The sequence below is a fragment of the Geothrix terrae genome (genome assembly GCF_022808775.1).
Classification (GTDB): Bacteria; Acidobacteriota; Holophagae; order Holophagales; family Holophagaceae; genus Geothrix; species Geothrix terrae.
The window spans coordinates 495,369-519,066 of the sequence record NZ_JAKZLA010000001.1; the positions used below are offsets into that span (position 1 = coordinate 495,369).

The window sequence follows — 23,698 nt, forward strand, 5'->3', positions numbered from 1 at the left end:
ATCCCGAAAGGAAAAGACGATGCTTGAGGGATCGCGATCCGAGCACAGCGCATGCGGGGTTGGCTTCATCGCCAGCCGGACCGGCACGGCCAGCCGCGACATCCTGGAGGACGCCCTCCACGCGCTGAAGTGCGTGGAGCATCGCGGCGGCTGCGCGGCGGACCAGGTCAGCAGCGACGGGGCCGGCGTCATGGCCGACATCCCCTTCGAGATGCTGGGCCACCAGCCCGGCGACATCGCCGTGGCCAGCCTCTTCATGCCCCAGGATCCGGATCGCCTGCGCCGGTCCATGGAGATCTTCGAATCCACCCTCGCCTTCTTCGACCTGGATGTCCTGGCCTATCGCGAACTCCCCGTGGATCCCTCCGTCCTCGGCGAGGAGGCCCGGCGCTCCATGCCCTCCATGCGCCAGGCCGTCCTCCGCCGTCCGGTGCAGTGCCGGACGGACGCCTCCTTCGACAAGCTGCTCTATTCGGCCAAGCAGGTGCTCCGGACCAAGCTCGTCGAGCAGGGCATCCAGAACGAGTTCTTCTTCGCCTCCCTGTCGGCACGCACCATCGTCTACAAGGCCCTGACCCGGGCCGCGGACCTGGACCGCTTCTACCTCGACCTGCGCGACCCGCGATTCACCACGCGCTTCGCCATGATCCACCGGCGGTTCAGCACCAACACCCGGACGTCCTGGGACAAGGCCCAGCCCTTCCGCCTCATCGCCCACAACGGCGAGATCAACACCATCGCGGGCAACCGGTCCCGGGCCATCTCGCGCGAGATGTCCATCGGCCTCAAGGCCGACCAGCTCGTGACCCACGGCTCCATCAGCGATTCCGGCAGCCTCAACGAGATCGCCGAGGCCCTGCACTACCGCAGCAGCATCCCGCACATGGAGGACATCCTCGCGATCATGATGCCTCCCGCCGAGGGGCAGAGCGCCTTCTACACCTTCTGGAGCCGCGCCATGGAGCCCTGGGACGGCCCGGCCTTCCTGGTCTTCTCCGACGGGAGCAGCGTGGGGGCGCGGTTGGACCGCAACGGCTTCCGCCCGGCCCGGTGGGCCATGACCGATGACCGCTTCTACCTGGCCTCCGAGGCCGGCTCCTTCCCCGTGGACGAGGCCGCCATCCGCCGCAAGGGCATCCTCTACGCGGGCACCGGCGTGTCTCTCGACCTGGCCAGCGGCAGAGTCCACTTCCGCGACCCGGGCCGCTCCCGCGAGCACCGGGACGCCACCTTCGACGCCCGCACCCGGCCCATCGGATCGCTCCCGGGGACCGATGCGGCCGGCCCTGTCAGCGCCTTCAAGAAGACCCTCTTCACCTGTTCCCGCGAGGAACTGGAGAAGATCCTGTACCCCATGGCCGTCACCGGCAAGGAGGCCATCGGCTCCATGGGTGACACCGCCCGGCCCAACGTCTTCTCCTCCGAGCCCCGTCCCTTCTTCGACTACTTCTATCAGCACTTCGCGCAGGTCACGAACCCGCCCTTGGACTACATCCGGGAGGGCAATATCACCGACCTCCGGGTGTTCCTCGGCCGGGCGCCGAACATCTTCTTCCCCAAGGACCTGGTGCCCCTGAACGAGGCGCTGGAGCTGCCACGGCCCATCCTCGACCTGGGGCAGATGCGCTTCCTGGAGCGGATGCAGAGCCTGCGACCCTCGGAATCCCACATCATCCCCCGCACCTTCCCCATGGTCTTCCGGAGGGAGGACGGCGTGGCCGGCTTCCATGCGGCCGTCGAGCAGCTGGCCGCGGACGTGCGGAAGGCCGTCGAGCAGGGCACCAGCGTCATCATCCTCAGCGACCGGGAAGCCAGCGTCGAGCGGCCGCCCATCCCGGGCCTCATCGCCCTGCGGGCCGTCGTGCACACCCTCAACGAATCGGGACTGCGCCTCAACGCCTCCATCGTCATGCACACCGGCGAGGCCCGCACCTCCCACCATCTGGCGGCCCTCATCAGTTTCGGCGCCTCGGCGGTCTGCCCGTACCTGGCCCTGGAGATCGCCCGCCAGGACCAGCACCCCAGCTTCGGGAGCCTGACGCCGGACCAGCGCGAGAAGCATTTCGTCGGAGCCCTGGAATCGGGCCTCCTGAAGATCATGGCCAAGAGCGGGATCTCGGTGGTGCAGAGCTACATGAGCGCCAAGCTCTTCACCGCCATCGGTCTGGGGCCCGAGCTGATGGAGACCTTCTTCCCGGGCCACGCGAGCCCGCTGGGCGGCATCGGCTATGAAGAGCTGGCCGGCGACGTGCTTCGGAAGACCAGCCTGGCGGCCCAGGCCGGCTTCATGGACCGCCTGCTCCACACCCACCAGTTCCGTGAATCGCCCCGGCCCAGTGAAGGCGAGCACCACGGCATGACCTCTGCGCGGGCCCGGCTACTCCACCGCCTGGTGAAACTGGAACCGGGCTCGGAGGAAGCGAGGGCCTTGTACCAGGAATACCTGGCCTCGCTGAAGGACGACGAGCCCATCAACCCGCGCCACCTGCTGGCCTTCCGGACCGCCGCGACGCCCCTGCCCATGGAGGCCGTGGAGGACGTGTCGGCCATCCTGCACCGCTTCGGCGCCGGCGCCATGTCCTTCGGGGCCGTCAGCGCGGAGAGCCAGCGCGACCTGATCCTGGCCATGGAGGCCGTGGGCGGCCGCAGCAACAGCGGCGAAGGCGGCGAGAACCCCTTCTACTGGACGGACGGTATCACCGCCTCCACCAAGCAGGTGGCCTCGGCCCGCTTCGGCGTCACGGCGGAGTACCTCATCTCCGGGGAGGAGATCCAGATCAAGGTGGCCCAGGGCGCCAAGCCCGGCGAGGGCGGCCAGCTCATGCGCGTGAAGGTGGACGCCACCATCGCGAAGGCGCGGTTCTCCCTGCCGGACGTGGACCTGATCTCCCCGCCGCCTCTCCACGACATCTACAGCATCGAGGATCTCAAGGAGCTCATCCATGAGCTGCGGCAGGTCCACCCCGGCGCGAAGATCAGCGTGAAGCTGGTGTCCGGCACGGGCATCGGCACCATCGCCGTGGGCGTCGCCAAGGCCGGGGCGGACATCATCTACATCGCCGGCGGCGACGGCGGCACGGGCGCCGCCACGCTGGGCTCCATGAAGCATGCGGGCCTCCCCTGGGAGTTCGGTCTCATCGAAGCCCACCAGGCCCTGCGGGAGAACCAGCTCCGAGGCCAGGTGGAGCTGCGCGTGGATGGCGGCCTCCTCACGGGCAAGGACCTGGTGACCGCGGCCATCCTGGGCGCCGAGGGATTCGAGTTCGGCAAGCTCCTGCTCGTGGCCGAGGGCTGCATGATGGCCCGCATCTGCGAGAAGAACACCTGCCCCGCGGGCATCGCCACCCACGATCCGAAGTTCAAGGCCCGCTACACGGGAAGCCCCGAGGCGGTCCAGCGCATGCTCGTCCACCTGGCGGAGGATGCGCGCCGCCACCTCGCCTCCCTGGGCATCAGCTCCCTTTCCGAGCTGCAGGACCGTGTGGAGCTGTTCCAGGTGTCCCCCGAGCACGCGACCTTCGTCAGGGATCGAAAGCTGGACCTGTCGGGCTTCCTGGAGCCCCGCCCCGCGACGAACGGAGCCTCGCCGATCCCCTTCAACCAGGAGGGGGTCGCCCCGCTGAACCAGCAGATCTTGGCGGATGCGGAGGCCTTCCTCGCAGGAGGGGGGGGCCATCACCACAGCTACGCCATCACCACCGGCGATCGGGGCATCCTGGCCACCCTGGCCGGAGCCATCGCCCGCCAGGTGCGTGAGCGGCGCCGGCGGGGCGAGGATCCCACGGTTCCCGGCCAGCTGCGGCTCGACTTCATCGGCAGCGCGGGCCAGGGGTTCGGCGCCTTCCTCACCGAGGGGCTCGACGTCCGCCTGCAGGGCGAGGCCAACGACTCCGTCTGCAAGTCCATGTCCGGCGGCCGGGTCATCCTCGTGCCTCATCCGGAAGCCTCCTATACCCCCGAGACGAACGCCATCGTGGGCAACGGCGCCCTGTACGGCGCCACGGGCGGAACGCTGCTGGTGCTCGGCCTGGCCGGCGACCGTTTCGCAGTCCGCAACAGCGGCGCCTCGGCCGTGGTCGAAGGCGCGGGCCACCACGCCTGCGAGTACATGACCCGCGGAGCCGTGGCCATCCTCGGCCCCGTCCTCACCAACGCCGGTGCCGGCATGACCGGCGGCTGCCTGTTCCTTCGGCGGGAGCGCGGCGACCAGGTGAACCGCGACTACCTCGCCCCGATCTCCTGGCGGCCCGAAGAGGGGGCCCTCTTCCGCGACCTCCTCGAGGCCCACGCCGCTGGAACCGGGAGCCGCACCGCCACGGCCCTGCTGGAAGACTGGCCCGCAGCCCTCGCCGCCTTCGCACCCTTCGTGCCCGTGGCTGTGGCGAAGGTCGCCAGTCCCCAGGCCCAGGTTCTCTAGAGAGCCGCCTTGGAACGGAGGTTCCCCCTCCGCCCGCCCTACCCCACCCGGTCGAACAGGCCGGGCTGGCGGATGGGTGGCGGTGGAGGCGGCGCAGGCTTCACGGGCCGCTCGCGAACGCGCCGCCGCGCCGGAAACGCGGCCCGGAAGGCCTCCCGGATGCCTTCCGCATAGGCGGGATCCAACACCTTCAGCCAGCCATGGTCCGCCAGCACCTTGTAGAAAGGATCCTGCTTCAGGAGCCGGAGGCCGCCGACCCAGGCGCCGGAAGCTCCGCTGGCCTTGGCCCGCCGGGCGAAGGCCTGGGCGTCATGCACAGCCATGAGGGGGGCCACGGCCACGGTCACCCCGATACCCGCGGCGGCCAGGCGCTCGACGGCGGCCCACCGGCTGGGGATGGCGGGAGCGTGGGGTTCCACCGCCTGTCGCACGGTGTCGTCATCCGTGGGAATGGACAGGCCCACGGTCAGCCGATCGCCAAAGGCCCGCAGCAGGTCGAGATCCTGGAGCACCAGGGGCGACCGGGTGTGGACGATCACGTCGGTGGTGGGGCAGAGCAGCAGCACCTCCAGGCAGCGGCGACTGAGGCGGTACTGCCGTTCCAGCGGCTGATAGGGATCCGTGGCCGAGGCCATGAAGACCCGCTCGCCATGCAGCCGGTGCCGCTGGGACCAGAGCAGCTCCGGCGCGTTCAGCTTGGGCGTCACCCAGTTGCCCCAGTCCTCGGGCCGGTGAAGGGCGTTGGGGTATTCGCGGACATAGCAGTAGCGGCACCCGTGGCTGCAGCCGCGGTAGGGGCTGAGGGCGAACCCGAAACCGTAGCGCTCGTCCTTCTGGGGTCGCAGGATGGACCGCGCTTCTTCAGGCTCCACCAGCAGGCCCTGGAAGAGGGAGGGCGATTCCGAAGGCAGCGGCAGCGGCGTCATGCCTTCAGTTTTCGCTTTTTATTCGTCGAGTCAAGGGGTGGCTGGCGGTTTGGGGATCACATTGATGCGGCCGTTGGTCTCGAGGATGGCCACTCGCACGTCCGCGAGATCCGCCACGCCCGCCTGCCGGACCGCCGCCATGAGCTCATGGTGGGTGATCCGCTCGGCGGCGAGCATGGCCTCGTCCGGGACGCCATGATGCACGAGGATCTGGGGCCTCCCTTCCAGAAAGGTCTCCGCCCGCTTGCTGCGCCATGTGAACCATGCCATCAGGGCGTTCAGCACCAGGAGGGTGCCCACCAGGATGAAGCCCGCCGACACCGTGTTGTCGCCGGCGTTCATGCTGTTCTGGACGGCGTTGCTCAGGACCAGCAGCATCACGAAGTCGAAGGGGGCCAGCTGGCCCACCTGGCGCTTGCCCGTGAGGCGCAGCATCACCATCAAGAACCCGTAGACCAGCAGGGCCCGGAGGACGAATTCCCACCAAGGCTGCGCGAGGCGCCACATGGAAGAGCCCACAGGCAGGGCGTCGATGAGCGCGGCGACGGGCATGGGCCCTCCCACACGAAGGGGCGGTGCCGGCCGCGGCACCGCCCTCGTCGGACATCAGGATCGAGGCTGGCTTCCTACTGGATCTCGACGGAGAAATCCGCCTTGCCCAGTTCCGCCCCGTCCGCGCCCAGCACCTTCACCGTCCAATCGCCCGCATCGCCGGCCCGGAACGTGCGATAGGCGTTGGTGCGATAGGGCGAGCGGGGCACCTTCAGCTCCTGCTTCGAGGTGCGCTCGCCCTTGCTGAACACCACCGTGACCGTGCTGTCGGCGGCGCCGGCGACCTTCGTCCAGGCATAGATCTTCGTGCCGGCGGGCACCTTGAACGAGGTGGACTCGCCCTGGATCTCCATCTTCTCCACGCCGGTGCCGACCTTGACTTCGGCGCTGGCCTTGGTTTCCGCCTTGGCCTCCGCCATCGCCGCGGGCTTGGGTTCAGCCTTGGGCGCCGGCGCCTGGGCGAAGAGGGCCGCAGAGGCAAGGATGGGAAGGAACAGGTTCTTGCGCATGGGAGACTCCTGAAAAGGTGGCCCCATTCTGCGCCTGCCGGCGCCGGGTGTCACCAGGATCAGAAGCTGATCACCAGGGAGGTGGTGAACACGGTGTCGGTCTTCTTCAACTGGAAGGGCACCTGGCCCAGGATCACGGGGGGCGTGGCGACGGGCGTCTGCACGACGTCCACTCCTACGGAAGCGGGCTTGTTCTTGTAGGTCACGTCGTAGCCGACCTTCAGGGCCAGCCGCGAGGACAGGTTCGTGGTGAAGCCGTTCCGCCATACCGCCAGGTAGTTCTGGGTGTCCTTGAAGCTGTCGGAGAGGTTCAACTCCGAGGTGAAGGCGGAGGTGGCGAAGATCTTCTTTTCGAATTTGGCGCCCAGCCGGAAGGTGGCGAACCCGTCCTCCGTGCCCACGGGCCGGAACACCGGCGTCTCCTTGGTATAGCCCACGCCGGCATCCGTGAAGAACTTGGTGCGATCCTCCTTGATCCACCAGTACCCCAGGCCCGCCAGCCCCATGTAGCGTGCTTCCAGTCCCGCGGGGAGGTTGCGCTCCCATCCGGCGGCACCGAACCACAGGAGGCGCTCGGTGATGTTGTGGTCGTAGCGGAGGTTCGCGTAGTAGGTCTCCGTGCTGGTCTTGGTGGTGCGGGTCTCCTGGACCGTGGCCGTGGCCAAGCTCGATCCCAGGGCGCTGCGGTCGATGGTGGTGGTGGCCACCCGCACGCCCCCCACGTTGAAGGCGAAGGTCGCATCAACCCAGGTGTATTTGAACTCGTTGGTGAAGCCCAGGCTCTGGCTGGAGGCGTTCCCGCCCACGGCCACGTAGCTCAGGGCCGCCTTGTCCGACCAGGGCCGCTTGGGAGCTGCCGCCTCCTGGGCGGCCAGTGACAGTAGGGCCAGCGGAATGGCCAACAGGAAAAGGCCCGTCTTCATGGCCGGCTCCTGGAAATTCCCGGCCATGCTAGCAGCCTCGTGTCGAAAGCAGTCTCAGGAGACCCAGGTCTCCAGACCTTCCAGGATGTCCCGCACCCCCGGCCCGAAGCGGGCGTTGCTCAGCCAGTCCACGCCAGCGGGCAGGCCTTCCAGGGCGGTCTTCACCCGGGCGCGGTGGCCCAGCTCGGGGCGTGGGATGGCCCGCTCGGCGCGCTCGTGGCGCACGGCCGCAGGGTCGCTGAGGGCGGGGACCCAGTGCTTGAGGCGGGCGTACACGCCCTCCCAGGCCTCCAGGTCCGCCGGCTTGCCGAAGGCCCCGCCAATGAAGCTGCGGAGCTGCATGGCGCCCTCCGGCGCGCTCTGGGGATCCATCCAGGAGGGCACCAGGGAACCCAGGTAGCCCCGCCCTTCCGGGGGATGGATGAGGAAGCCGAAGCTGTCCTTCAGAGCGGGCAGCGGGGTGTGGCGGCTGTGCCAGAGGTCCACGGAGGTGTAAGGGATGGCCGCCAGGGCTTCGGCACTCTTCGGCGCCACGGGCCCGAGGAGGGTCGCCGCCTCGTAGGCGGGCAGCGCCAGCACCACGCGATCCGCCTCGCGCACCTCGCCCCCGCCGCTCACGCGCCAGCGGCCATCCGGCAGGGCCTCCAGGCGCTCGGCCCGCAGGCCCGCGCGCACGGCGCCGAGCTTCGAAGCCAGACGGATGGGCAGCTGCCCCATGCCGCCCTCAGGCACCACCATGTGGCTCACGCCGCCCTTGCGGATCCCGTTCACCAGGCTGCCCGTGGCTTCCCACTGACGCAGCTTGGGGATGGCGTCCACGGAGAGGACCTCCGCCGGGGCCGCCAGGACGCCAGCGATCATGGACGGCAGCAGCTCCGTGGCCACGCCCTTGCCCAGACGGCGCTCGATGAAGGCCGACAGGCCCTCCTCGGGCTCGGCCGGACGCACCGGCTGGAAGGGCTCCAGCATCATCCGGAGCTTGGCGCCGACAGACATCAGCGGCGAGGTCATCAGGCCCACGGGCGAAGCGGGAACGGGGATCAGGCGTCCGCCCTTCCCCACCCAGCGGGCGCCGGTCCCGGGTGACTTGAAGGGCAGCTCGATGGCGCTGAAGAGGCGGTCCACCGCGGTCCCCTTTTGCCAGAGCACGCCCTGGGGGCCCGTCTCGAAGTGGCCGCCTTCCCAGGGCAGGGTCTTCATCCAGCCGCCCACGGAGGCCGCGGCTTCCCACACTTCGACGGATTCGCCCTTCCGCTGCAGGTGCCAAGCCGCGGCCAGGCCCGTCACGCCGCCGCCGAGAATGAGGGTGCTCATGGGAGGATCTCCAGGACACGCCGCGTCAGGCAGCGGATGTAGGCCGGGTCGGTGCCCGGCGTGGGCACGCGGCGGTAGGTGCGGATGCCCGCCTGGTCGGCCACGTGGCGGTATTCGATATCGAGCTCGTGCAGGGTCTCGATGTGCTCGCTCACGAAGCTCATGGGCACGACGATCACGTCCTTGCCGCCCATGGATTCCAGCACCGACTTCAGGGGCGGCTCCAGCCAACGCACAGGGCCCGTGCGGCTCTGATAGGCCTGGAGGTAGCCGCCGGGAACGGGTCCGATGCGCGCGATCAGGGCCTCGCGGGTGGCCGTGATCTCCTTCTCGTAGGGATCCCCGGCCTCGATCTGGCGCACGGGCAGGCTGTGGGCGCTGAAGATCACCGTGGCCTCGGGCAGGTCTTTCAGCGCCGCGCGCAGGGGCCGTTCCAGAGCGTCCAGGTAGTCGGGGTCCGTGGCGTAGTGCTCAATCCCCGGCAGGATCTCGATCCCCGCCTTCGCGGCCTCGACGACCAGTTCGCGCAGACTGGAACCCGTGGTGGCGCGGCAGTCGTGGGGATACAGGGTCACGGGCACCAGCTTGCGGACGCCGTCGCGCTTCAGGGCCTTCAGCAGGCCCTCGGCCCGGGGGGCGGCATAGCGGAAGCACAGCTTCACCAGCTCGGGACGGCCGGCGGCGCGGAGGGCGGCCCGCAGCTCCGCGGCCTGGAGGGCGCTCTCCCGAAGCAGCGGTGAGCCGCCCCCGATCTGCCCGTAACGGACCTTCGCGCCGGGCGCCCGGAGTCGGGCGATGAGCCGCGACAAGGGGCCCTGGAGCCAGGCGGGCCCGGGCAGCCGGATCAGGTCCCGGTCGCCGAACAAGGCCGCGAGGAAGGGTTCAACCTGGTCCAGGTTCACTGGACCGCCGAGGTTCAGGAGCAGGATCGCCGTATCTCGCATCACCTTCCACCTTACGCGAGACATGGCGGAACTTTCGTCACGGAAACCCGGACTCGGCATGACGCCGGAATGACCGACATCCCATAAACTGTCCTGACACTGGAGTCCGCCATGGCCACCCCCGCCTCTCTGTCCGCCTTCGCCGCCTTGCCCGATGAGGCCCGGCTCTGGCTCGTGGCCTTCGACCGGCCGGTGGACGCGGCGCTCCTGGCCCCGGATCTGGACGCGCTCATGGGCCGCTGGCGCCACAAGGGCGTCCAGTACCAGGGGACCTGGACCCTGCTGGAGGATCGCATCCTGGCCATCGCGGAGCCCACCCTGGCTTCGAATCCCTCGGGCTGCGCCATCGACGGCATGCTCCGGAGCGTCGGGCAGACGGCCGGGCGCCTGGGTCTCGGGCTCCTCGATCCGCAGGTGGTGGTGGCCCGCCTGTCCGGGGCCCTGCGGGCCTTCACCCGCCCAGAACTCGAGTCCCGCCTTGCGGATGGCACGCTGGGCGCCACCACGCCGATCCTGGATCTGGCCCTGCTGACCCTCGGAGATCTGCGGCACGGCCGGTTCGAGCGTCCCCTCTCCACCACGTGGATTGGCCGTAAGTACAAGGTTCAGGCCCCGGTTTCCGCCGAGGCCTGAGTCAAACCGGCAGCTGCCGGCGGGCGGCTAGAAGATCGATTCGCCCGGCTTGCGGCGCCAGGCTTCAGAGCGCTTGGGCCCGTCGGTCTTGGGCTTGGCATCCTTGGCGGCAGCCAGGGTCTGCAGCAGGGAGCCGCCCACCTTGGAGGCCACACTCTTGGCCAGGGCCGGGGCGGCGGGGACCGCGGGGGCGCTTACCGGACCGGCGGCGGGGGCTTCAGGAGCGGCGGCCTTCGCCGTGATCTCCTTCAGGCGCTTCTCGTACCAGACCTTCCGCTTGGGATCGATGGTCCGAGTGTTCGCGGCCTTCTCCCCCTTCTTGAGAACCTTGGGCTTGGGCTTCTCGCGGTCTTCACGCAATACGGAATCGGGCTTTGCTGCTTCTTCGAGGATTTTCGCCAGGTTTCCAAGGCCACGCAGGTTCATCATGTGCGGTTGCTTCTCCCAATGGGGCCACGGGCCACCGTTGATCAGAATAACGGCAACGCATTTGCTTACATAGTGATTTTAGACACGAGGTGCGGTTTTTTGCCGCCGACGCCCGCCTGCTGGGACACTGGACGGGATGGGAACCTCGCGCTCCACCCTGAAAGCCCGCCTGGATGGTCTGTGCGACCGATACGACACGGCCGGGGCCCTGGCCAGGGATCCCCTCTCCGTGGCATTGGCTTATGACGCGCCGCTGGACAGGGAGGTGGCCGCGTTCGTGGCGGCCCATCTCGCCTATGGCCGGGTCGATCCCATGATCCGGGCCGTGCGGGCCGCGTTGGCGCCCCTTGGCCGCGCACCGGCCGCCTGGCTCCGCGAGCGGACCGAGGCGGAGCTCAGGCGGAGCCTGAGCCGCGCGCTGGCCGGTTGGGCCTGGCGGTTCCATACGGCCGACGATCTCGCGGCCTGGCTGCTGGCCTGGAAACGGCTGGATGCGGAGAGCGGGAGCGGCCTGGAGGCCCACCTCCAGCCCCAGCCCACCCAAGATCCCGATATCGCCCTCTCCGGGCTGGTGCAGCGCCTCCGGAACGAGCTGCCGGATTCCTACGGATCCCGGTTCTCCCTGCCCGACCCCCTGGAAGGCGCCGCCTGCAAGCGCTGGCGCATGTTCCTGCGCTGGATGGTCCGCCCGGGCTGGCCCGACCTCGGCCTCTGGAACCGCTATCCGGCCCGTCAGCTGGTGATCCCCCTGGATACCCACGTGGCCCGCGTCTCGCGGTTCATCGGTCTCACCCGCCGCGCCACCCCCGACGGCAAGATGGCGCGGGAGATCACCGAGGCCCTGCGCCGCCTGGATCCCGTCGATCCCCTCCGCTACGACTTCGCGCTCAGCCATCTCGGCATCCTGGGCGATTGCCCTGGGGTGCGTCACCGGAGCACGTGCGCGAAGTGTCCGCTGTACACCGTGTGTCGCGCCGGCTTGGAATCCGCCGCGCGGAGTCCAAGATAGGAAAAGCAAATCAAGTCCAGGGTCCGTATTCCAGTCATCTTGCGATCGTTGGAATCGAGGGCCGGGCGGGCCATGTGCGCGATCTAAGTGGGTCGCGGAGCAAAGCCCGGGGGGCTCTGCGGAGCGGGGACCCACTGGAAGCGTAGGCCAGTGCCGACCCGTGAGCGCAAGCCGCAGGCGCCGTGCGAACGGACGGCAAGCCCGGCCCTTCTGCGCAGGCGCAAAAGGGCCGGGCTTGCCACGGCACTCGGGGGAACGACTTAGGGCTGCTTCTTCCGACCTGACCCGGTTCATCGCACCCCGATGCATGGGGCCCGGCTTGGGTACAGGGTAGTCCGGAAGGGGGAGATCGCGCCAGGGAAAGGGACCGTCGCGGAGGCGCACCGGTTCTCGAAGTGACGGATTTCATGGGCTTTTTTAATTGCTGGAAAAATCCGGTGGGGCGCCCTTGACACCCCCACATGTTGGGGCCATCCTTTTCTCCCGGCACAACCCATAGAGGTCACCCCCCAAAGCGCCCCGGAACAGGGGATGGCTTTGCGCGCCTCCGGGAAAGCCTTCTCCTCGACCCGTCCCCCCCACCCCGACCCCCAGGACCGACCATGAAGATCTCCCGCCATTTCACCAAGGCTGGCCACGACCCCCTGGAAGGCTTCCGCTTCGTCCCCCGGACCAGCCGGATCTCCAAGCTCGACGGCACCGTGGTCTTCGAAGCCAAGGACGTGATGGTTCCGGAGGCCTGGTCCCAGGTGGCCGTGGACATCCTGGCTCAGAAGTACTTCCGCCGGAAGGGCATCGACGCCCAGAACGGCGGAGAGAAGGATGCGCGCCAGGTCTTCCACCGGTTGGCGGGCTGCTGGCGCCACTGGGGCGAGACCCACGGCTACTTCGATTCCGCCGATGACGCCCAGGCCTTCTACGACGAGCTGACCTACATGCTCGCGGACCAGATGTGCGCCCCCAACTCCCCCCAGTGGTTCAACACGGGCCTGCACTTCGCCTACGGCATCTCGGGCCCGGCCCAGGGCCACAGCTATGTGGACCCGCGGACCGGCGAGATGACCCGCTCCACCTCGGCCTACGAGCGCCCCCAGCCCCATGCCTGCTTCATCCAGAGCGTGGCCGACGACCTCGTGAACGAGGGCGGCATCATGGACCTGTGGACCCGCGAGGCCCGCATCTTCAAGTACGGCTCCGGCACCGGCACCAACTTCTCCAAGGTCCGCGGCTCCGAGGAGCCCCTCTCCGGCGGCGGCCGAAGCTCGGGCCTCATGAGCTTCCTGGCCGTGGGCGACCGCGCCGCCGGCGCCATCAAGAGCGGCGGCACCACCCGGCGCGCCGCCAAGATGGTCTGCCTCGACCTGGACCACCCCGACATCGAGGCCTTCATCGACTGGAAGGTGACCGAGGAGCGCAAGGTCGCCATGCTGGCCGCCGGCAGCGCCGTCGTGCGCCGCCACTGGGATGCCCTCTGCCTGTCCGTGGAGGGCTCCACCAGCAAGGATGCCGATCCCAAGACCAACGAGGCTCTGCGCAAGGCCCTGGCCCGCGCCAAGCGGGAGGGCGTGCCGCCGGCCTTCCTCACCCAGTGCCTGGGCCGCCTGGCCGAGGGCGACTTCGACCGCGACCTCAAGGGCTATGACACCTCCTGGGACGGCGACGCCTACTACACCGTGGGCGGCATGAACTCCAACAACTCGGTCCGCGTGCCCGACGCCTTCATGCGCGCCATGGAGGTCGACGGCGACTGGGAGCTGAAGCGCCGCATCGACGGCAAGACCAGCAAGAAGCTCCGGGCCCGGGACCTCTGGGAGAAGGTGAACAAGGCCGCCTGGGCCTGCGCCGACCCCGGCATCCAGTTCAACACCACCATCAACGACTGGCACACCTGCCCCGAGGACGGGCCCATCAACGCGAGCAACCCCTGCTCCGAGTACATGTTCCTGGACGACACCGCCTGCAACCTGGCCTCCCTGAACCTGTGCACCTTCCTCACGGACGATGGCGGCTTCGACCTGGTGGGCTACCGCCACGCCATCCGCCTCTGGACCGTGGTGCTCGAGATCAGCGTGCTCATGGCCCAGTTCCCCAGCGAGGCCATCGCCCAGCGCAGCTACGACTTCCGCACCCTGGGCCTCGGCTACGCCAACCTGGGCGCCATGCTCATGCGCATGGGCATTCCCTACGACAGCGCCGAGGGCACCCAGTGGTGCGCGGCCCTGACGGCCATCCTCACGGGCGACGCCTACGCCGCCAGCGCGGAGATGGCCCGGGAGCTGGGCCCCTTCCCCAGCTACGAGAAGAACGCCCCGCACATGCTGCGCGTCATCCGCAACCACCGCCGCGCCGCCTACAACGCCCCGGCCTCGGAATACGAGCAGCTCTCCATCCGGCCCCAGGGCCTCACCGGCACCGGCGTGCCCAAGAGCCTCGTCGAGGCCGCCCGCGAGAGCTGGGACACCGCCCTCGCCTACGGCGAACAGTGGGGCTACCGCAACGCCCAGGTGACGGTGCTGGCGCCCACGGGCACCATCGGCCTGCTCATGGACTGCGACACCACCGGCGTCGAGCCCGACTTCGCCCTGGTGAAGTTCAAGAAGCTGGCCGGCGGCGGCTACTTTAAGCTGGTGAACCGCGCCATCCCCGAGGCCCTGGCCCGCCTGGGCTACGCGCCCGCCCAGATCCAGGAGATCGAGCGCCACGTGGTGGGCTGGCTCCAGATCACCGACGAGACCCCCGGCATCACCCGCTCCATGCTGAAGGGCGCCGGCTGGGCCGAGGAGGAGATCGCCGCCGTGGAGCAGAAGCTCCCCACGGCCTTCGACCCTGCCTACGCCATCGACGTCGAACGCCTGAAGAAGGACTTCAGCGCCGAGCAGGTGGACGCCTTCCTGCTGGCCCTGGCCGGCACCATGACCGTGGAGGGCGCGCCCCACCTCAAGGACGAGCACCTGCCCATCTTCGACTGCGCCAACCGCTGCGGCCGCACGGGCCGCCGCTACATCGCGCCCATGGGCCACCTGCGGATGATGGGCGCCGCCCAGCCCTTCCTCAGCGGCGCCATCAGCAAGACCATCAACCTGCCCGCCGAGGCCACCGTGCCTGAGATCGGGAAGATCTACGAGGCCAGCTGGCAGCTCATGCTCAAGGCCGTGGCGCTCTACCGCGATGGCTCCAAGATGAGCCAGGCCATGGCCACCAACCTCGACCTGCTGGACGGCGCCGACACGCTGCTGGACGAGTCCGCCACCGCCACCGAGAAGGCCCCCGCGGTCGCCCAGGCCCTCACGCAGCAGCTGGTGCGCACCTACCGGCGCCGCATGCCCAACCGCCGGGGCGGCTACACCCAGGCCGCCACCGTGGGCGGCACCAAGCTCTACCTCCGCACCGGCGAATACGAGGACGGCAGCCTCGGCGAGATCTTCCTCGACATCCACAAGGAGGGCGCCGCCTTCCGCGCCGTGCTCAACTGCTTCGCCATCGCCGTGAGCATGGGCCTCCAGCACGGCGTGCCCCTGGAAGAGTTCTGCGACGCCTTCCTGTTCACCCGCTTCGAGCCCGGCGGCATGGTCATGGGCAGCGACACGATCAAGATGAGCACCAGCATCATCGACTTCGTGTTCCGCGAGCTGGCCATCAGCTACCTGGGCCGCTACGACCTGGCCCACGTGGAGCCCGAGCAGATCGTGAACGCCGCCACGGGCCTGCGCCCCGGCAGCCAGGCGCCCGGCCTGGCCGGCGCCCTGCCCAGCCTGCCCACGGGCACGCCCCTGCCCTTCCCCGAGGCCGAGGCCACGGGCGCGACGCCGGCCACCGCCCCTGCCCCCGTGCAGCCCGTTCTCCAGCCCGTCCTGGTGGGCGCCCGCGCGGCCGTCTCCGCGGCGCAGGCCGCCCGCGAGAAGGGTTACACCGGCGACCCCTGCCCCGAGTGCGGCCACCTCACCCTCGTCCGGAACGGCGCCTGCATGAAGTGCCAGACCTGCGGCGCGACGACGGGATGCAGCTAGCAGAGCCATATGTATTCGCTCTACGTGGATGACTCGTCGCAAGACCATCCGACTAGGGTGGGTTTGGGGCCCATGTTTTCTCTCGGTGGGGCAATCGTTTCTAACGAGATAAAAGTCACCTTAGAACATCAACTCGATACTCTTTGCGAACAGTTCGGATTCCCACCTGGGGAAGAATTCAAGTGGTCCCCAAGCCGTAAACATTGGATGATATCGAACTTAACAGGATCTCGCCGTGATGCATTCTTCAGAAGAGTGCTACTTCTGGCTACCATGCATGACGTAAGGGCGGTTGTAGTAGCGGAGGATTGCACCGCCAACTACTGCCGTGCCAATTGCCAAACAAGCCCTCAAGATGATGCTGTTGATCTGCTTCTAGAGCGAGCCGACCTTCACTGCCGTAGAAATAACCATCTATGCCAAATTATAATTGACAATCCAAGCGGTAATGGAAGAAATGCTCGAATCTTGACGAAACGTATTAAATCCTTGTTAAGAGATGGAACCAAAGTTTTGAAATTTAAAAAATTATCTAGTAATGTCATTACTAGTGACTCAAAGACCTTCAGATTGCTTCAATTAGCAGATGTTATTACAAGTTGTTCTTGCGCTCGAATATGTGGAGAATCTAGATTTTCACCTCAGCTATTTAAATTCATTGTCCCAATGTTACTCCGCCACCCAATTCATGATCAAATAGGCGGAGTAGGGCTAAAAATTCATCCTTCAAAATTCACCAATCTTTATCATTGGCTATGTGGTGATTCCTTCTATATCGCCAACAAAACACAGATACAACTACCCTCACCATTTCAACTGTATTATGCGGACCCAAATCAACGACCAGCTGAGATCGCCTAATTGCATCTACGGATGAAGACGGAAGGGCGGGAGCGATCCCGCCCTTCCGTCTTCATCCGTGTGAAGCCGTGTTCATCCGTGGCTGATCTGCCTTGCCCGCCACGGCCGCATCCAGCATCCACCTCGCGATGCTGAGGGGGGCGGGCAGGTCGGGGAGCGCGTCGAGGCGGAACCAGCGGGCGTCCTCCAGTTCGGTGGGATCGGGCCGCAGGTCACCGTCGAGGTGGTCCGCCAGGAAGGCCACCATGAGGCCGTTGGGGAAGGGCCAGGGCTGGCTGCCGAAGTAGCGCAGGCGGTGGACGCGGATGCCCAGCTCCTCGGCCACCTCCCGGTGGACGGCCTGCTCCAGGGATTCCCCGGGCTCGGTGAAGCCCGCGATGGCGCTGTACACGCCGGGCTTGAAGTGGGGCGAGCGTGCCAGGGCCAGCTCGCGCTCCGCCCCTGCCCCGCGCTGGATGAGCACGATGATGGCCGTGGCATTGGAGGGGAACACCGTGCGGCCGCAAGCCGGGCAACGGCGACCATGCCCTGCCTCGGGCCCTTCGCAAGGCTCCAGGGCCGTGGCGCAGCTCCCGCAGAAGCGGTGGCCGGCCGCCCACTCCAGCCACTGGTAAGCGCGGCCCGCCCGGGTCCAGTCCTCCGGGTCCATGCGGGGGAAGGCGTCGCGCAGGCCAAGGGCTTCCACGCCCTCGGGCAGCGGGTGGTCCTCGGCCACCTTCAGCGCCAGGTGGCCCTCGGGCAGGCGCAGCCGAAGCTCCGCCTCGACCTCCGGAAGGACCGCCTCTGGCGCGAGCCAGAGGCGGTTGCCCTGGAAGATGATCCGCCGTTCACTCACGCCGTCTCTCCTCCTCGGCCAATCTCTAGTGCCGGTCATGCCCCTTGCGCTCCCGGCCCTCACGCTTCTCCTGGCCCTTGTGCTTGCCGTGGCCACGCTCCCGGCTGGGCTTCCGCTCGGCGCGGCGGCCGTCCCGGCTCGGCGCGGGGCTCTTGGAGAGGCCCAGGGGATCCGGCAGGCCCAGGGGATTCGGGAGCTGCGCCATCAGCAGGGTGCCGCCGAACATCAGGGCGGCCAGGGTGCGGGCGAAACGGGTCACGGATGCTCCAGGAAGCGACGGGCGGCGGATGCGCCGCGCCGGAGGTCCATGGTACCCGGCCGCTACACAAACAGTACCGCATGCACCGGCGGCAGATGCTCCGCGAGGGTGATCCAGTCGTCGCCGGCGTTCTCGCTGATCCACACGGAGCCCGTGGTGGAGCCGAAGGCCAGGCGCTCGCCGCTGTCGTCGAGATCCAGCCCATGGCGGTAGACCAGGTCGTAGGCCCATGACTCGGGCAGGCCGCGACCCAGCGTCTCGAAGGTGCGCCCCCCGTCGCGAGTGCGGTTCACCACCACCCGGCCCTCCACGGGAATGCGGCGCTCGTCCTTGATGGCGGGCACGAACCAGGCCGTGTCGGGATCCTTCGGGTGCACCACCACGGGGAAGCCGAAGACCGAGGGCTTCACATCCTTGATCTCGGTCCAGGTCATGGCGTCATCGGTGCTGCGGAAGATGCCGTTGTGGTGCTGGACCCACCAGACGTTCGGCGCGCCGGGGCACTGCACCATGCGATGGGGGTCCTGGGATTCCGGCGCCTCCACCAGCTCGGGGGGCGCGTAGTCGGCGCGCATGCCCTTGGTGTGGGCTGTCCAAGTCTTCCCCAGGTCCTTCGTGTGCCACACGCCGCCGCTGGAGACGGCCACCACCACGCGGTTCCCGTCCCGGGGGTCCACGCAGATGGAGTGGATGCCGGGCGAGTCGGCGCCCCCACCGGCCCACTTGCGGCGCTCCGGCATGTGCCAGAGCGATTCCACCAGGTGCCAGGTGGCGCCGGAGTCCTCGCTCCAGAAGAGGCCGCCCGGCAGCGTGCCCGCCCAGAGCAGCCCCGGTTGCGAGGCCAGTCCCGGCGTGAGGCACCAGAAGCGGATGAGGCGCCAGGGGATCTCCCGGCCCAGGAAGTCCTTCTCCACGTGGCCCTCGGGAGGGGTGGGATAGGCGGGCACGCCGAGCTCCTCCCAGGTGGCGCCGCGGTCCTTCGAGCGGTGCAGCTTGGCCCCGAAGTGGCCGTGGTCCAGGGCGGCGTACCAGGCGCCATCGCGGGGGTCCTGCATGGCCAGCGAGACGTTGTCGCCCAGGAAGGACACGGACTCCAGGTCCCAGACACCACGCTTGGTACGGCGGGCGGAGAAGAGCCCCTTGCGGGTGGAAATCAGCAACTGGTCCATCTCAGCCTCCGGAAAGGGCCTGCATGACGTAGATCTCGCTGGTTGTGGACACGGGATCGCTGAGCCCCCGGCGATCCGCGATGGGCACGCCGTCCACGAAGACGGCCATGTGGAACCTCAGGGCGCCATGCTCATCCAGCACGTAGCCCCGCAGCCTCGGGTACAGGATGAACGCCGCCTCCAGGCTCTCCCGCACCGTGCCGCCCGCCACCGCGCAGGGCGGGCAGGCCACGTGGCGCTGGAGGTTGCGGGTGAAGGCGACGTGGGCCATGCGGATCCTGGAGGCCCGGCCACTGTCCTCCAGGGATTTCTACCTGTCAAGACACGAAAGAACTAGTCGAACCAGTCCGGATCATCCTTCGGTTCGCCTTTCCTGGCGGCCTTCTTCCTGGCCGCATCGAGTTCGGCTTGGGCGGCCACGAATTCCTCGTCCTCCAGCCGCGTGGGATCCGGCAGGGGATGTCCGGCCAGATCGTGCAGCGGCGCCGCCCGCCGCTCCACTCCGACAATCCGGCTCCAGGGCTTCTTGCGCCGTTCGACCTGTTCGATCATGGTCCACCTCCGGCTCAAACCAAGCATAGGTTCCAGGCATCGGTCTGCCATTGTAAAAAAGCGCAGTGGGATCGCTCCCCCTGCGCTTTCACTTGGTTTCCCCCTGAAGGGGATTCCTACTTGACCAGGCCCAGATCCTTCACAGCCTGGCGCTCCTCTTCGAGCTCCTTGGCGGTGGCGTCCATCTTGGCGCGGCTGAAGGCGTTGATCTCCAGACCCTTCACGATCTCCACCTGGCCGTTCTTCACGGTGACGGGGTAGCCGTAGACCAGGCCCTGGGGCACGCCGTAGCTGCCGTCGGAGGGGAAGGCCATGCTGGTCCAGTCGCCCTCGGGGGTGCCCAGCGCCCAGGAGCGCATGTGGGCGATGGCGGCGCTGGCGGCGCTGGCGGCGCTGCTGAGGCCGCGGGCCTCGATGATGGCGGCGCCGCGCTTGGCGACGGTGGGGATGAAGGTCTTCTCGTACCACTCGTGGTCATTGACCAGGTCGTAGGCGTTCTTGCCGTCCACGGTTGCGTGGTAGAGGTCGGGGAACTGGGTGGTGCTGTGGTTGCCCCAGATGGTCATCTTCTGGATGGCGGTGACGGGCTTGCCGGTCTTCTCGGCCAGCTGGGAGATGGCGCGGTTGTGGTCCAGGCGCACCATGGCGTGGAACTGGCTGGGCTTGAGCTTGGGCGCGTTGGAGAGCGCGATCAGGGCGTTGGTGTTGGCGGGGTTGCCCACCACCAGCACCTTCACGTTGCGGCTGGCCACTTCGCTCAGGGCCTCGCCCTGGGGCTTGAAGATGCCGCCGTTGGCGTTCAGCAGGTCGCTGCGCTCCATGCCGGCCTTGCGCGGCAGGGCGCCCACGAGCAGCGCGTAATCCGCATCCTTGAAGGCGACCTTGGGATCATCGGAGGTGACGACGCCCGCCAGCAGGGGGAAGGCGCAATCCTTGAGTTCCATCACCACGCCGTTCAGCGCCTTCAGGGCCGGGGTGATCTCCAGGAGCTGCAGGATCACCGGCTGGTCCTCGCCCAGCATCGCGCCACTGGCGATGCGGAAGAGGATGCTGTATCCGATCTGGCCGGCTGCGCCGGTGACGGCCACGCGAACGGGGGGCTTCATGGGATTCCTCCTGGGAGATGGATTATTCTATACCTCGCGCTGACACTGAAAACCGGCAGGTCGGGAATCCGTGATCTAGATCCTCCCACTGGTCAGTCCCATGGAAAGATTCGGTCATCCCACCAATAGGAAAGATCCGGCGTCCATCATCCGATAGGATGGAATCTGACCGGTCCATGCGCCTCCTACTCCACCTCGCCCGCCTCCTCCTGCTCGCCAGCCTCGCGCTGGGCGCTCCGGCTGCAGGCCTTCCCGTCTCCGGGCGCATGGTCTTCCGCAGCTATGGCCCGGCGGAGGGCCTGGAACACACGAGCCTCAGCACCATCGCCCAGGACGCGGAGGGCTTCCTGTGGGTGGGGACCGAAGGCGGCGCCTACCGCTTCGATGGGGCAGGTTTCCGCTTGTGGAGCCTCCCCGAAGGCCTGCCCTCGGCCTGGGTCCGCGCGTTCGGCCCCAACGAGGACGGCAGCCTCTGGATCGGCACCCGCGCAGGCCTCTGCCTGCTGCGCCAGGACAAGATCCAGACCCTCGATTCCGCGGATCCTCTGGCCAGGGCACAGATCCATCAGATCCTGCGCGACACCCAGGGCGGCGTCTGGGTCGCCGCGGAATCGGGCCTGTTCCAGAGCGAGGATGGCGGGCCCCACTTCAAACCGGCCGCGGGCTGGCCGGGCGGCCCGGCCTATTCGCTGGGCCTGGACGGCGAGACCCTCTGGGTGGGTGGATCATCCGTCCTCCACCAGCGCGGCGGGGATGGCACTTGGCAGACCTGGGCGGCCCGCGAAGGGGTGCCCGCCGAACCGGTGAAGGCCCTGGTGAAGACCCGCTCGGGCACCCTCTGGGTGCGGACGCCCAGCCAGCTGCGGGTGCTGGCCCCCAAGGCCGCGCGCCTGACCCTTCCGGCCCTGGGCCTCCCGCCCCTGGGCGTGAGCTTCTACGAGGAGTCCCTCTGCCCCGACGGCGATGGCGGCGTGTTCGTCCCCACCGCCAAAGGCCTCCTCCACTTCACCGACCGCTCCTGGAGGATCCTGGACGAAAGCCGCGGGCTGCCCTCGGGCTGGGCCAACCAGGCCTTCGTCGACTCCGCGGGCAACCTCTGGGTGGCCAGCCTGGGCCTGCACCGTCTCCTCGGCCACGGCGCCTGGGAGAACTTCACGCGGCTGGACGGCCTGCCGGCGGACAACATCTGGGGCCTGCTGCGGGACCGCTCCGGCGTGCTCTGGATCGACACCAGCGGCGGCCTCGCCCGCATGGAGGCCAAGGGCCCGGCACCCATCCCCGCCGCGGCAGGGCTGGTGCTCTATGCGCTCAGGGAAAGCCCGGATGGCTCCATCTGGGGGGGCGGCGAGCATCCCTTCCTGATCCGCATCAGCCCGGACCGGTCGCGGCTGACGCGGATACCGCTGCCTCCCTCGAAGGCTCCGGCGCTCCCCGTGGCGCTGGCTTTCGATCGGCACGGCGATCTGTGGGTGGGGACCAGCCATGACGGCCTGTGGCGCGTCTCGGATCCCGCCGGGCATCCCGAATTCCACCGGGTGGAGATCCCTGGAACCGCCACCGAGGACGCCATCACCGCCCTTCACGAGGACGCCCAGGGCCGTCTCTGGGCGGCCACGGGACAGGGACTGGCCCGCCGGGACGGCGACACCTGGCGGAGCTGGGGGGGGGACATCGGCCTCCGGCCAGCCCCCCTCGCGGCCCTGGCGCCTCTGCCCGACGGAACCGCCTGGGTGGCCTACCGGGAACCCATGGGCCTCACGCTCGTGGACCTCCGGGGCGAGGCGCCCAGGGTGGTGCGGCACTGGACCCGCAAGGAGGGCCTCGCCAGCGATTCGGTCTACAGCCTGGCGACGGATGCCGCAGGCCGCCTGTGGGTGGGTGGTCCCCGGGGCGTCCAGTGGGTGGAGGGGACGGAGCACCGCCTGTTCAGGCGGGAAGACGGCCTGACGAGCACGGACTGCAATCCCTTCTCCACCTGGGTGGACTCGGATGGAAGTGTCTGGTTTGGCTCCACGGCAGGGCTCCTCCATCACAGCCCCGAGCGGCGGTTCCAGGCCCAGAACCCGCCTTCGACCCTCTTCGTCTCCTTCAGGCTGGGGGACCGCCAATGGAACCACCCCTTCGCGGGCCCCGTGGACCTGGGGCCCGTGCCCTACGGGAACCGCACGCTGGCAGCCCACTTCACCTCCCTGACCTTCGAACACGAAGGACGGATCCGCTTCCAGTCCCGCCTGACCGGCCTCGACGAGGGCTGGGTGGACATCCCCACCCAGGACCTCCGCTACCAGGCCCTGCCGCCCGGTCCTTACCGGCTGGAAGTCCGGGCCCTGCTGGACGACGGCACGGCCGGGCCGGTGGCCGCCGTGACCTTCCTGGTGCTCCATCCCTGGTGGCTGCGCTGGTGGGCCTGGCCCGTCTGGGGCGGTCTGGCCGTGTGCGCCGGGTTGATGGCTTTCCGCTGGCGGCTGCGCCTCCTGGAGAAGCGCAACGAAGAGCTGAAGGTTCTGGTCTACCAGCGCACCGAAGCCCTGGAGCTGAGCAACCTCGCCCTGGCCACCATCTCCACGACGGACCCCCTCACGGGCCTGCGCAACCGGCGCTACCTGGAGGAGGAGCTGCCCCCGGTCATCGCCCTCGTCCTGCGCGCCCAGCGCGATCATCTGGCCGCGGAGCACAGTCCCGGCGAGACTTGCCTCGTCTTCGCCATGATCGACCTTGACCACTTCAAGCGCGTGAATGACACCTGGAGCCATGCCGCGGGCGACCTGGCCCTGAAGCAGGTGGCGGACGTCCTCCGCCACGAGGCCCGCGAGTCCGACTTCCTCATCCGGTGGGGCGGCGAGGAGATCCTCTTCGTGGGCCACACCGCCGATCTCGACGGCGCCGCCACGGTGGTGGCGCGCCTCCACCAGGCCATCCGGGAGCACGCCTTCAACCTGGGCCTGCCGCAACCGATCCAGATCACCTGCTCCATCGGCTTCTCGCTCTTCCCCTTCCAGTCGGACCACCTCGAGGCCGCGTCCTGGGAGGACCAGGTGCGCGTGGCCGATCGCTGCCTCTACGCCGCCAAGCGCTCCGGCCGGGACGGCTGGGTAGGCGTCGCGGCGCATCCCGGCCTGCCGGAGGGCCTGGCCCAGCGCTTCGATCAGGGCCCCGCCCTCTGCGCCCAGGCCGGTGCCGTGGAGCTGCGCCACAGCCCCCGCGAGGGGGATCTGGTCTGGCACTGAGGACAGCCCGGCGCCTCGGCTCGCCC

19 protein-coding genes and 1 other RNA gene are annotated in these 23,698 nt (G+C 68.5%); 6 read left to right on the forward strand and 14 right to left on the reverse strand.

Annotated elements, in window-relative coordinates; all coding sequences use genetic code 11:
• The first annotated feature begins 19 nt into the window (after positions 1–19).
• A complete protein-coding gene (gltB, locus tag MLE42_RS02340; RefSeq protein ID WP_243286262.1) occupies positions 20–4,417 on the forward strand; it encodes a glutamate synthase large subunit in 4,398 nt (1,465 codons plus the stop codon).
• A gap of 38 nt (positions 4,418–4,455) precedes the next feature.
• On the opposite strand, the gene MLE42_RS02345 is transcribed toward gltB, so the two are convergent.
• The 6 genes from MLE42_RS02345 to hemH form a co-directional block, all read right to left on the reverse strand.
• Positions 4,456–5,343, reverse strand: coding sequence for an SPL family radical SAM protein (locus tag MLE42_RS02345; protein ID WP_243286263.1), 888 nt, complete (start codon positions 5,341–5,343; stop codon positions 4,456–4,458).
• Between the two features lie 30 nt (positions 5,344–5,373).
• Complete coding sequence (locus tag MLE42_RS02350; RefSeq protein WP_420843062.1) at positions 5,374–5,850, reverse strand: DUF421 domain-containing protein; 477 nt, start codon at positions 5,848–5,850, stop codon at positions 5,374–5,376.
• A 119-nt stretch (positions 5,851–5,969) separates the two neighbouring features.
• Positions 5,970–6,404: a DUF2914 domain-containing protein gene (locus tag MLE42_RS02355; protein WP_243286265.1), complete on the reverse strand. Its 435-nt coding sequence runs from the start codon at positions 6,402–6,404 to the stop codon at positions 5,970–5,972.
• Positions 6,405–6,463: 59 nt separating this feature from the next.
• Positions 6,464–7,327: a DUF481 domain-containing protein gene (locus MLE42_RS02360; RefSeq protein WP_243286266.1), complete on the reverse strand. Its 864-nt coding sequence runs from the start codon at positions 7,325–7,327 to the stop codon at positions 6,464–6,466.
• A 54-nt stretch (positions 7,328–7,381) separates the two neighbouring features.
• On the reverse strand, positions 7,382–8,641 hold the full coding sequence (locus MLE42_RS02365; protein WP_243286267.1) for a protoporphyrinogen/coproporphyrinogen oxidase: 1,260 nt from the start codon (positions 8,639–8,641) through the stop codon (positions 7,382–7,384).
• A complete protein-coding gene (gene hemH, locus MLE42_RS02370) occupies positions 8,638–9,585 on the reverse strand; it encodes a ferrochelatase (RefSeq protein WP_243286268.1) in 948 nt (315 codons plus the stop codon). The genes MLE42_RS02365 and hemH overlap by 4 nt, the downstream gene beginning before the upstream one ends.
• A 111-nt stretch (positions 9,586–9,696) precedes the next feature.
• On the opposite strand from hemH, the gene MLE42_RS02375 reads away from it, so the two are divergent.
• Positions 9,697–10,218 (forward strand): hypothetical protein, encoded by a 522-nt coding sequence (locus MLE42_RS02375; RefSeq protein ID WP_243286269.1) that lies wholly within the window; start codon positions 9,697–9,699, stop codon positions 10,216–10,218.
• A gap of 27 nt (positions 10,219–10,245) precedes the next feature.
• Here the strand turns inward: MLE42_RS02375 and MLE42_RS02380 are convergent, their stop codons facing one another.
• The gene (locus MLE42_RS02380) at positions 10,246–10,647 is read right to left on the reverse strand and encodes a hypothetical protein (RefSeq protein WP_243286270.1); all 402 of its coding nucleotides are present in this window, start codon (positions 10,645–10,647) and stop codon (positions 10,246–10,248) included.
• Positions 10,648–10,783: 136 nt separating this feature from the next.
• Between MLE42_RS02380 and MLE42_RS02385 the strand changes: the two genes are divergently transcribed.
• Positions 10,784–11,656, forward strand: coding sequence for a TIGR02757 family protein (locus tag MLE42_RS02385; RefSeq protein ID WP_243286271.1), 873 nt, complete (start codon positions 10,784–10,786; stop codon positions 11,654–11,656).
• A gap of 224 nt (positions 11,657–11,880) precedes the next feature.
• Here the strand turns inward: MLE42_RS02385 and ffs are convergent.
• Positions 11,881–11,976: signal recognition particle sRNA small type (gene ffs / locus MLE42_RS02390), an RNA gene on the reverse strand.
• A gap of 282 nt (positions 11,977–12,258) precedes the next feature.
• Here ffs and MLE42_RS02395 point away from each other — a divergent pair.
• Together MLE42_RS02395 and MLE42_RS16325 are read left to right on the forward strand one after the other, a co-directional pair.
• A complete protein-coding gene (locus MLE42_RS02395; protein ID WP_243286272.1) occupies positions 12,259–15,663 on the forward strand; it encodes an adenosylcobalamin-dependent ribonucleoside-diphosphate reductase in 3,405 nt (1,134 codons plus the stop codon).
• A 9-nt stretch (positions 15,664–15,672) separates the two neighbouring features.
• On the forward strand, positions 15,673–16,524 hold the full coding sequence (locus MLE42_RS16325) for a DUF3800 domain-containing protein (RefSeq protein ID WP_420843056.1): 852 nt from the start codon (positions 15,673–15,675) through the stop codon (positions 16,522–16,524).
• Positions 16,525–16,576: 52 nt separating this feature from the next.
• On the opposite strand, the gene nudC is transcribed toward MLE42_RS16325, so the two are convergent.
• The 6 genes from nudC to MLE42_RS02425 form a co-directional block, all read right to left on the reverse strand.
• Positions 16,577–17,359: an NAD(+) diphosphatase gene (nudC, locus tag MLE42_RS02400; RefSeq protein WP_243286273.1), complete on the reverse strand. Its 783-nt coding sequence runs from the start codon at positions 17,357–17,359 to the stop codon at positions 16,577–16,579.
• A gap of 25 nt (positions 17,360–17,384) precedes the next feature.
• Positions 17,385–17,618, reverse strand: coding sequence for a hypothetical protein (locus MLE42_RS02405; protein ID WP_243286274.1), 234 nt, complete (start codon positions 17,616–17,618; stop codon positions 17,385–17,387).
• A 62-nt stretch (positions 17,619–17,680) separates the two neighbouring features.
• Entirely contained in the window at positions 17,681–18,787 is a 1,107-nt protein-coding gene (locus MLE42_RS02410; protein ID WP_243286275.1) for a WD40/YVTN/BNR-like repeat-containing protein, read from the reverse strand.
• A gap of 1 nt (position 18,788) precedes the next feature.
• Positions 18,789–19,058: a MoaD/ThiS family protein gene (locus MLE42_RS02415; RefSeq protein WP_243286276.1), complete on the reverse strand. Its 270-nt coding sequence runs from the start codon at positions 19,056–19,058 to the stop codon at positions 18,789–18,791.
• Between the two features lie 62 nt (positions 19,059–19,120).
• Positions 19,121–19,339, reverse strand: coding sequence for a hypothetical protein (locus MLE42_RS02420; protein ID WP_243286277.1), 219 nt, complete (start codon positions 19,337–19,339; stop codon positions 19,121–19,123).
• Between the two features lie 116 nt (positions 19,340–19,455).
• Positions 19,456–20,445, reverse strand: a complete 990-nt coding sequence (locus tag MLE42_RS02425; RefSeq protein ID WP_243286278.1) for a malate dehydrogenase — start codon at positions 20,443–20,445, stop codon at positions 19,456–19,458.
• Positions 20,446–20,621: 176 nt separating this feature from the next.
• Here MLE42_RS02425 and MLE42_RS02430 point away from each other — a divergent pair, with 176 nt between their 5' ends.
• Positions 20,622–23,672: a ligand-binding sensor domain-containing diguanylate cyclase gene (locus MLE42_RS02430; RefSeq protein WP_243286279.1), complete on the forward strand. Its 3,051-nt coding sequence runs from the start codon at positions 20,622–20,624 to the stop codon at positions 23,670–23,672.
• Positions 23,673–23,698 lie beyond the last annotated feature (26 nt).

Bases quoted from the DNA above. Each gene is read 5' to 3' on its own strand.
- gltB (WP_243286262.1), top strand. From the start codon at position 20: ATGCTTGAGGGATCGCGATCCGAGCACAGCGCATGCGGGGTTGGCTTC.
- MLE42_RS02345 (WP_243286263.1), bottom strand. From the start codon at position 5,343: ATGACGCCGCTGCCGCTGCCTTCGGAATCGCCCTCCCTCTTCCAGGGC.
- MLE42_RS02350 (WP_420843062.1), bottom strand. From the start codon at position 5,850: ATGTGGCGCCTCGCGCAGCCTTGGTGGGAATTCGTCCTCCGGGCCCTG.
- MLE42_RS02355 (WP_243286265.1), bottom strand. From the start codon at position 6,404: ATGCGCAAGAACCTGTTCCTTCCCATCCTTGCCTCTGCGGCCCTCTTC.
- MLE42_RS02360 (WP_243286266.1), bottom strand. From the start codon at position 7,327: ATGAAGACGGGCCTTTTCCTGTTGGCCATTCCGCTGGCCCTACTGTCA.
- MLE42_RS02365 (WP_243286267.1), bottom strand. From the start codon at position 8,641: ATGAGCACCCTCATTCTCGGCGGCGGCGTGACGGGCCTGGCCGCGGCT.
- hemH (WP_243286268.1), bottom strand. From the start codon at position 9,585: ATGCGAGATACGGCGATCCTGCTCCTGAACCTCGGCGGTCCAGTGAAC.
- MLE42_RS02375 (WP_243286269.1), top strand. From the start codon at position 9,697: ATGGCCACCCCCGCCTCTCTGTCCGCCTTCGCCGCCTTGCCCGATGAG.
- MLE42_RS02380 (WP_243286270.1), bottom strand. From the start codon at position 10,647: ATGATGAACCTGCGTGGCCTTGGAAACCTGGCGAAAATCCTCGAAGAA.
- MLE42_RS02385 (WP_243286271.1), top strand. From the start codon at position 10,784: ATGGGAACCTCGCGCTCCACCCTGAAAGCCCGCCTGGATGGTCTGTGC.
- MLE42_RS02395 (WP_243286272.1), top strand. From the start codon at position 12,259: ATGAAGATCTCCCGCCATTTCACCAAGGCTGGCCACGACCCCCTGGAA.
- MLE42_RS16325 (WP_420843056.1), top strand. From the start codon at position 15,673: ATGTATTCGCTCTACGTGGATGACTCGTCGCAAGACCATCCGACTAGG.
- MLE42_RS02410 (WP_243286275.1), bottom strand. From the start codon at position 18,787: ATGGACCAGTTGCTGATTTCCACCCGCAAGGGGCTCTTCTCCGCCCGC.
- MLE42_RS02415 (WP_243286276.1), bottom strand. From the start codon at position 19,058: ATGGCCCACGTCGCCTTCACCCGCAACCTCCAGCGCCACGTGGCCTGC.
- MLE42_RS02420 (WP_243286277.1), bottom strand. From the start codon at position 19,339: ATGATCGAACAGGTCGAACGGCGCAAGAAGCCCTGGAGCCGGATTGTC.
- MLE42_RS02425 (WP_243286278.1), bottom strand. From the start codon at position 20,445: ATGAAGCCCCCCGTTCGCGTGGCCGTCACCGGCGCAGCCGGCCAGATC.
- MLE42_RS02430 (WP_243286279.1), top strand. From the start codon at position 20,622: ATGCGCCTCCTACTCCACCTCGCCCGCCTCCTCCTGCTCGCCAGCCTC.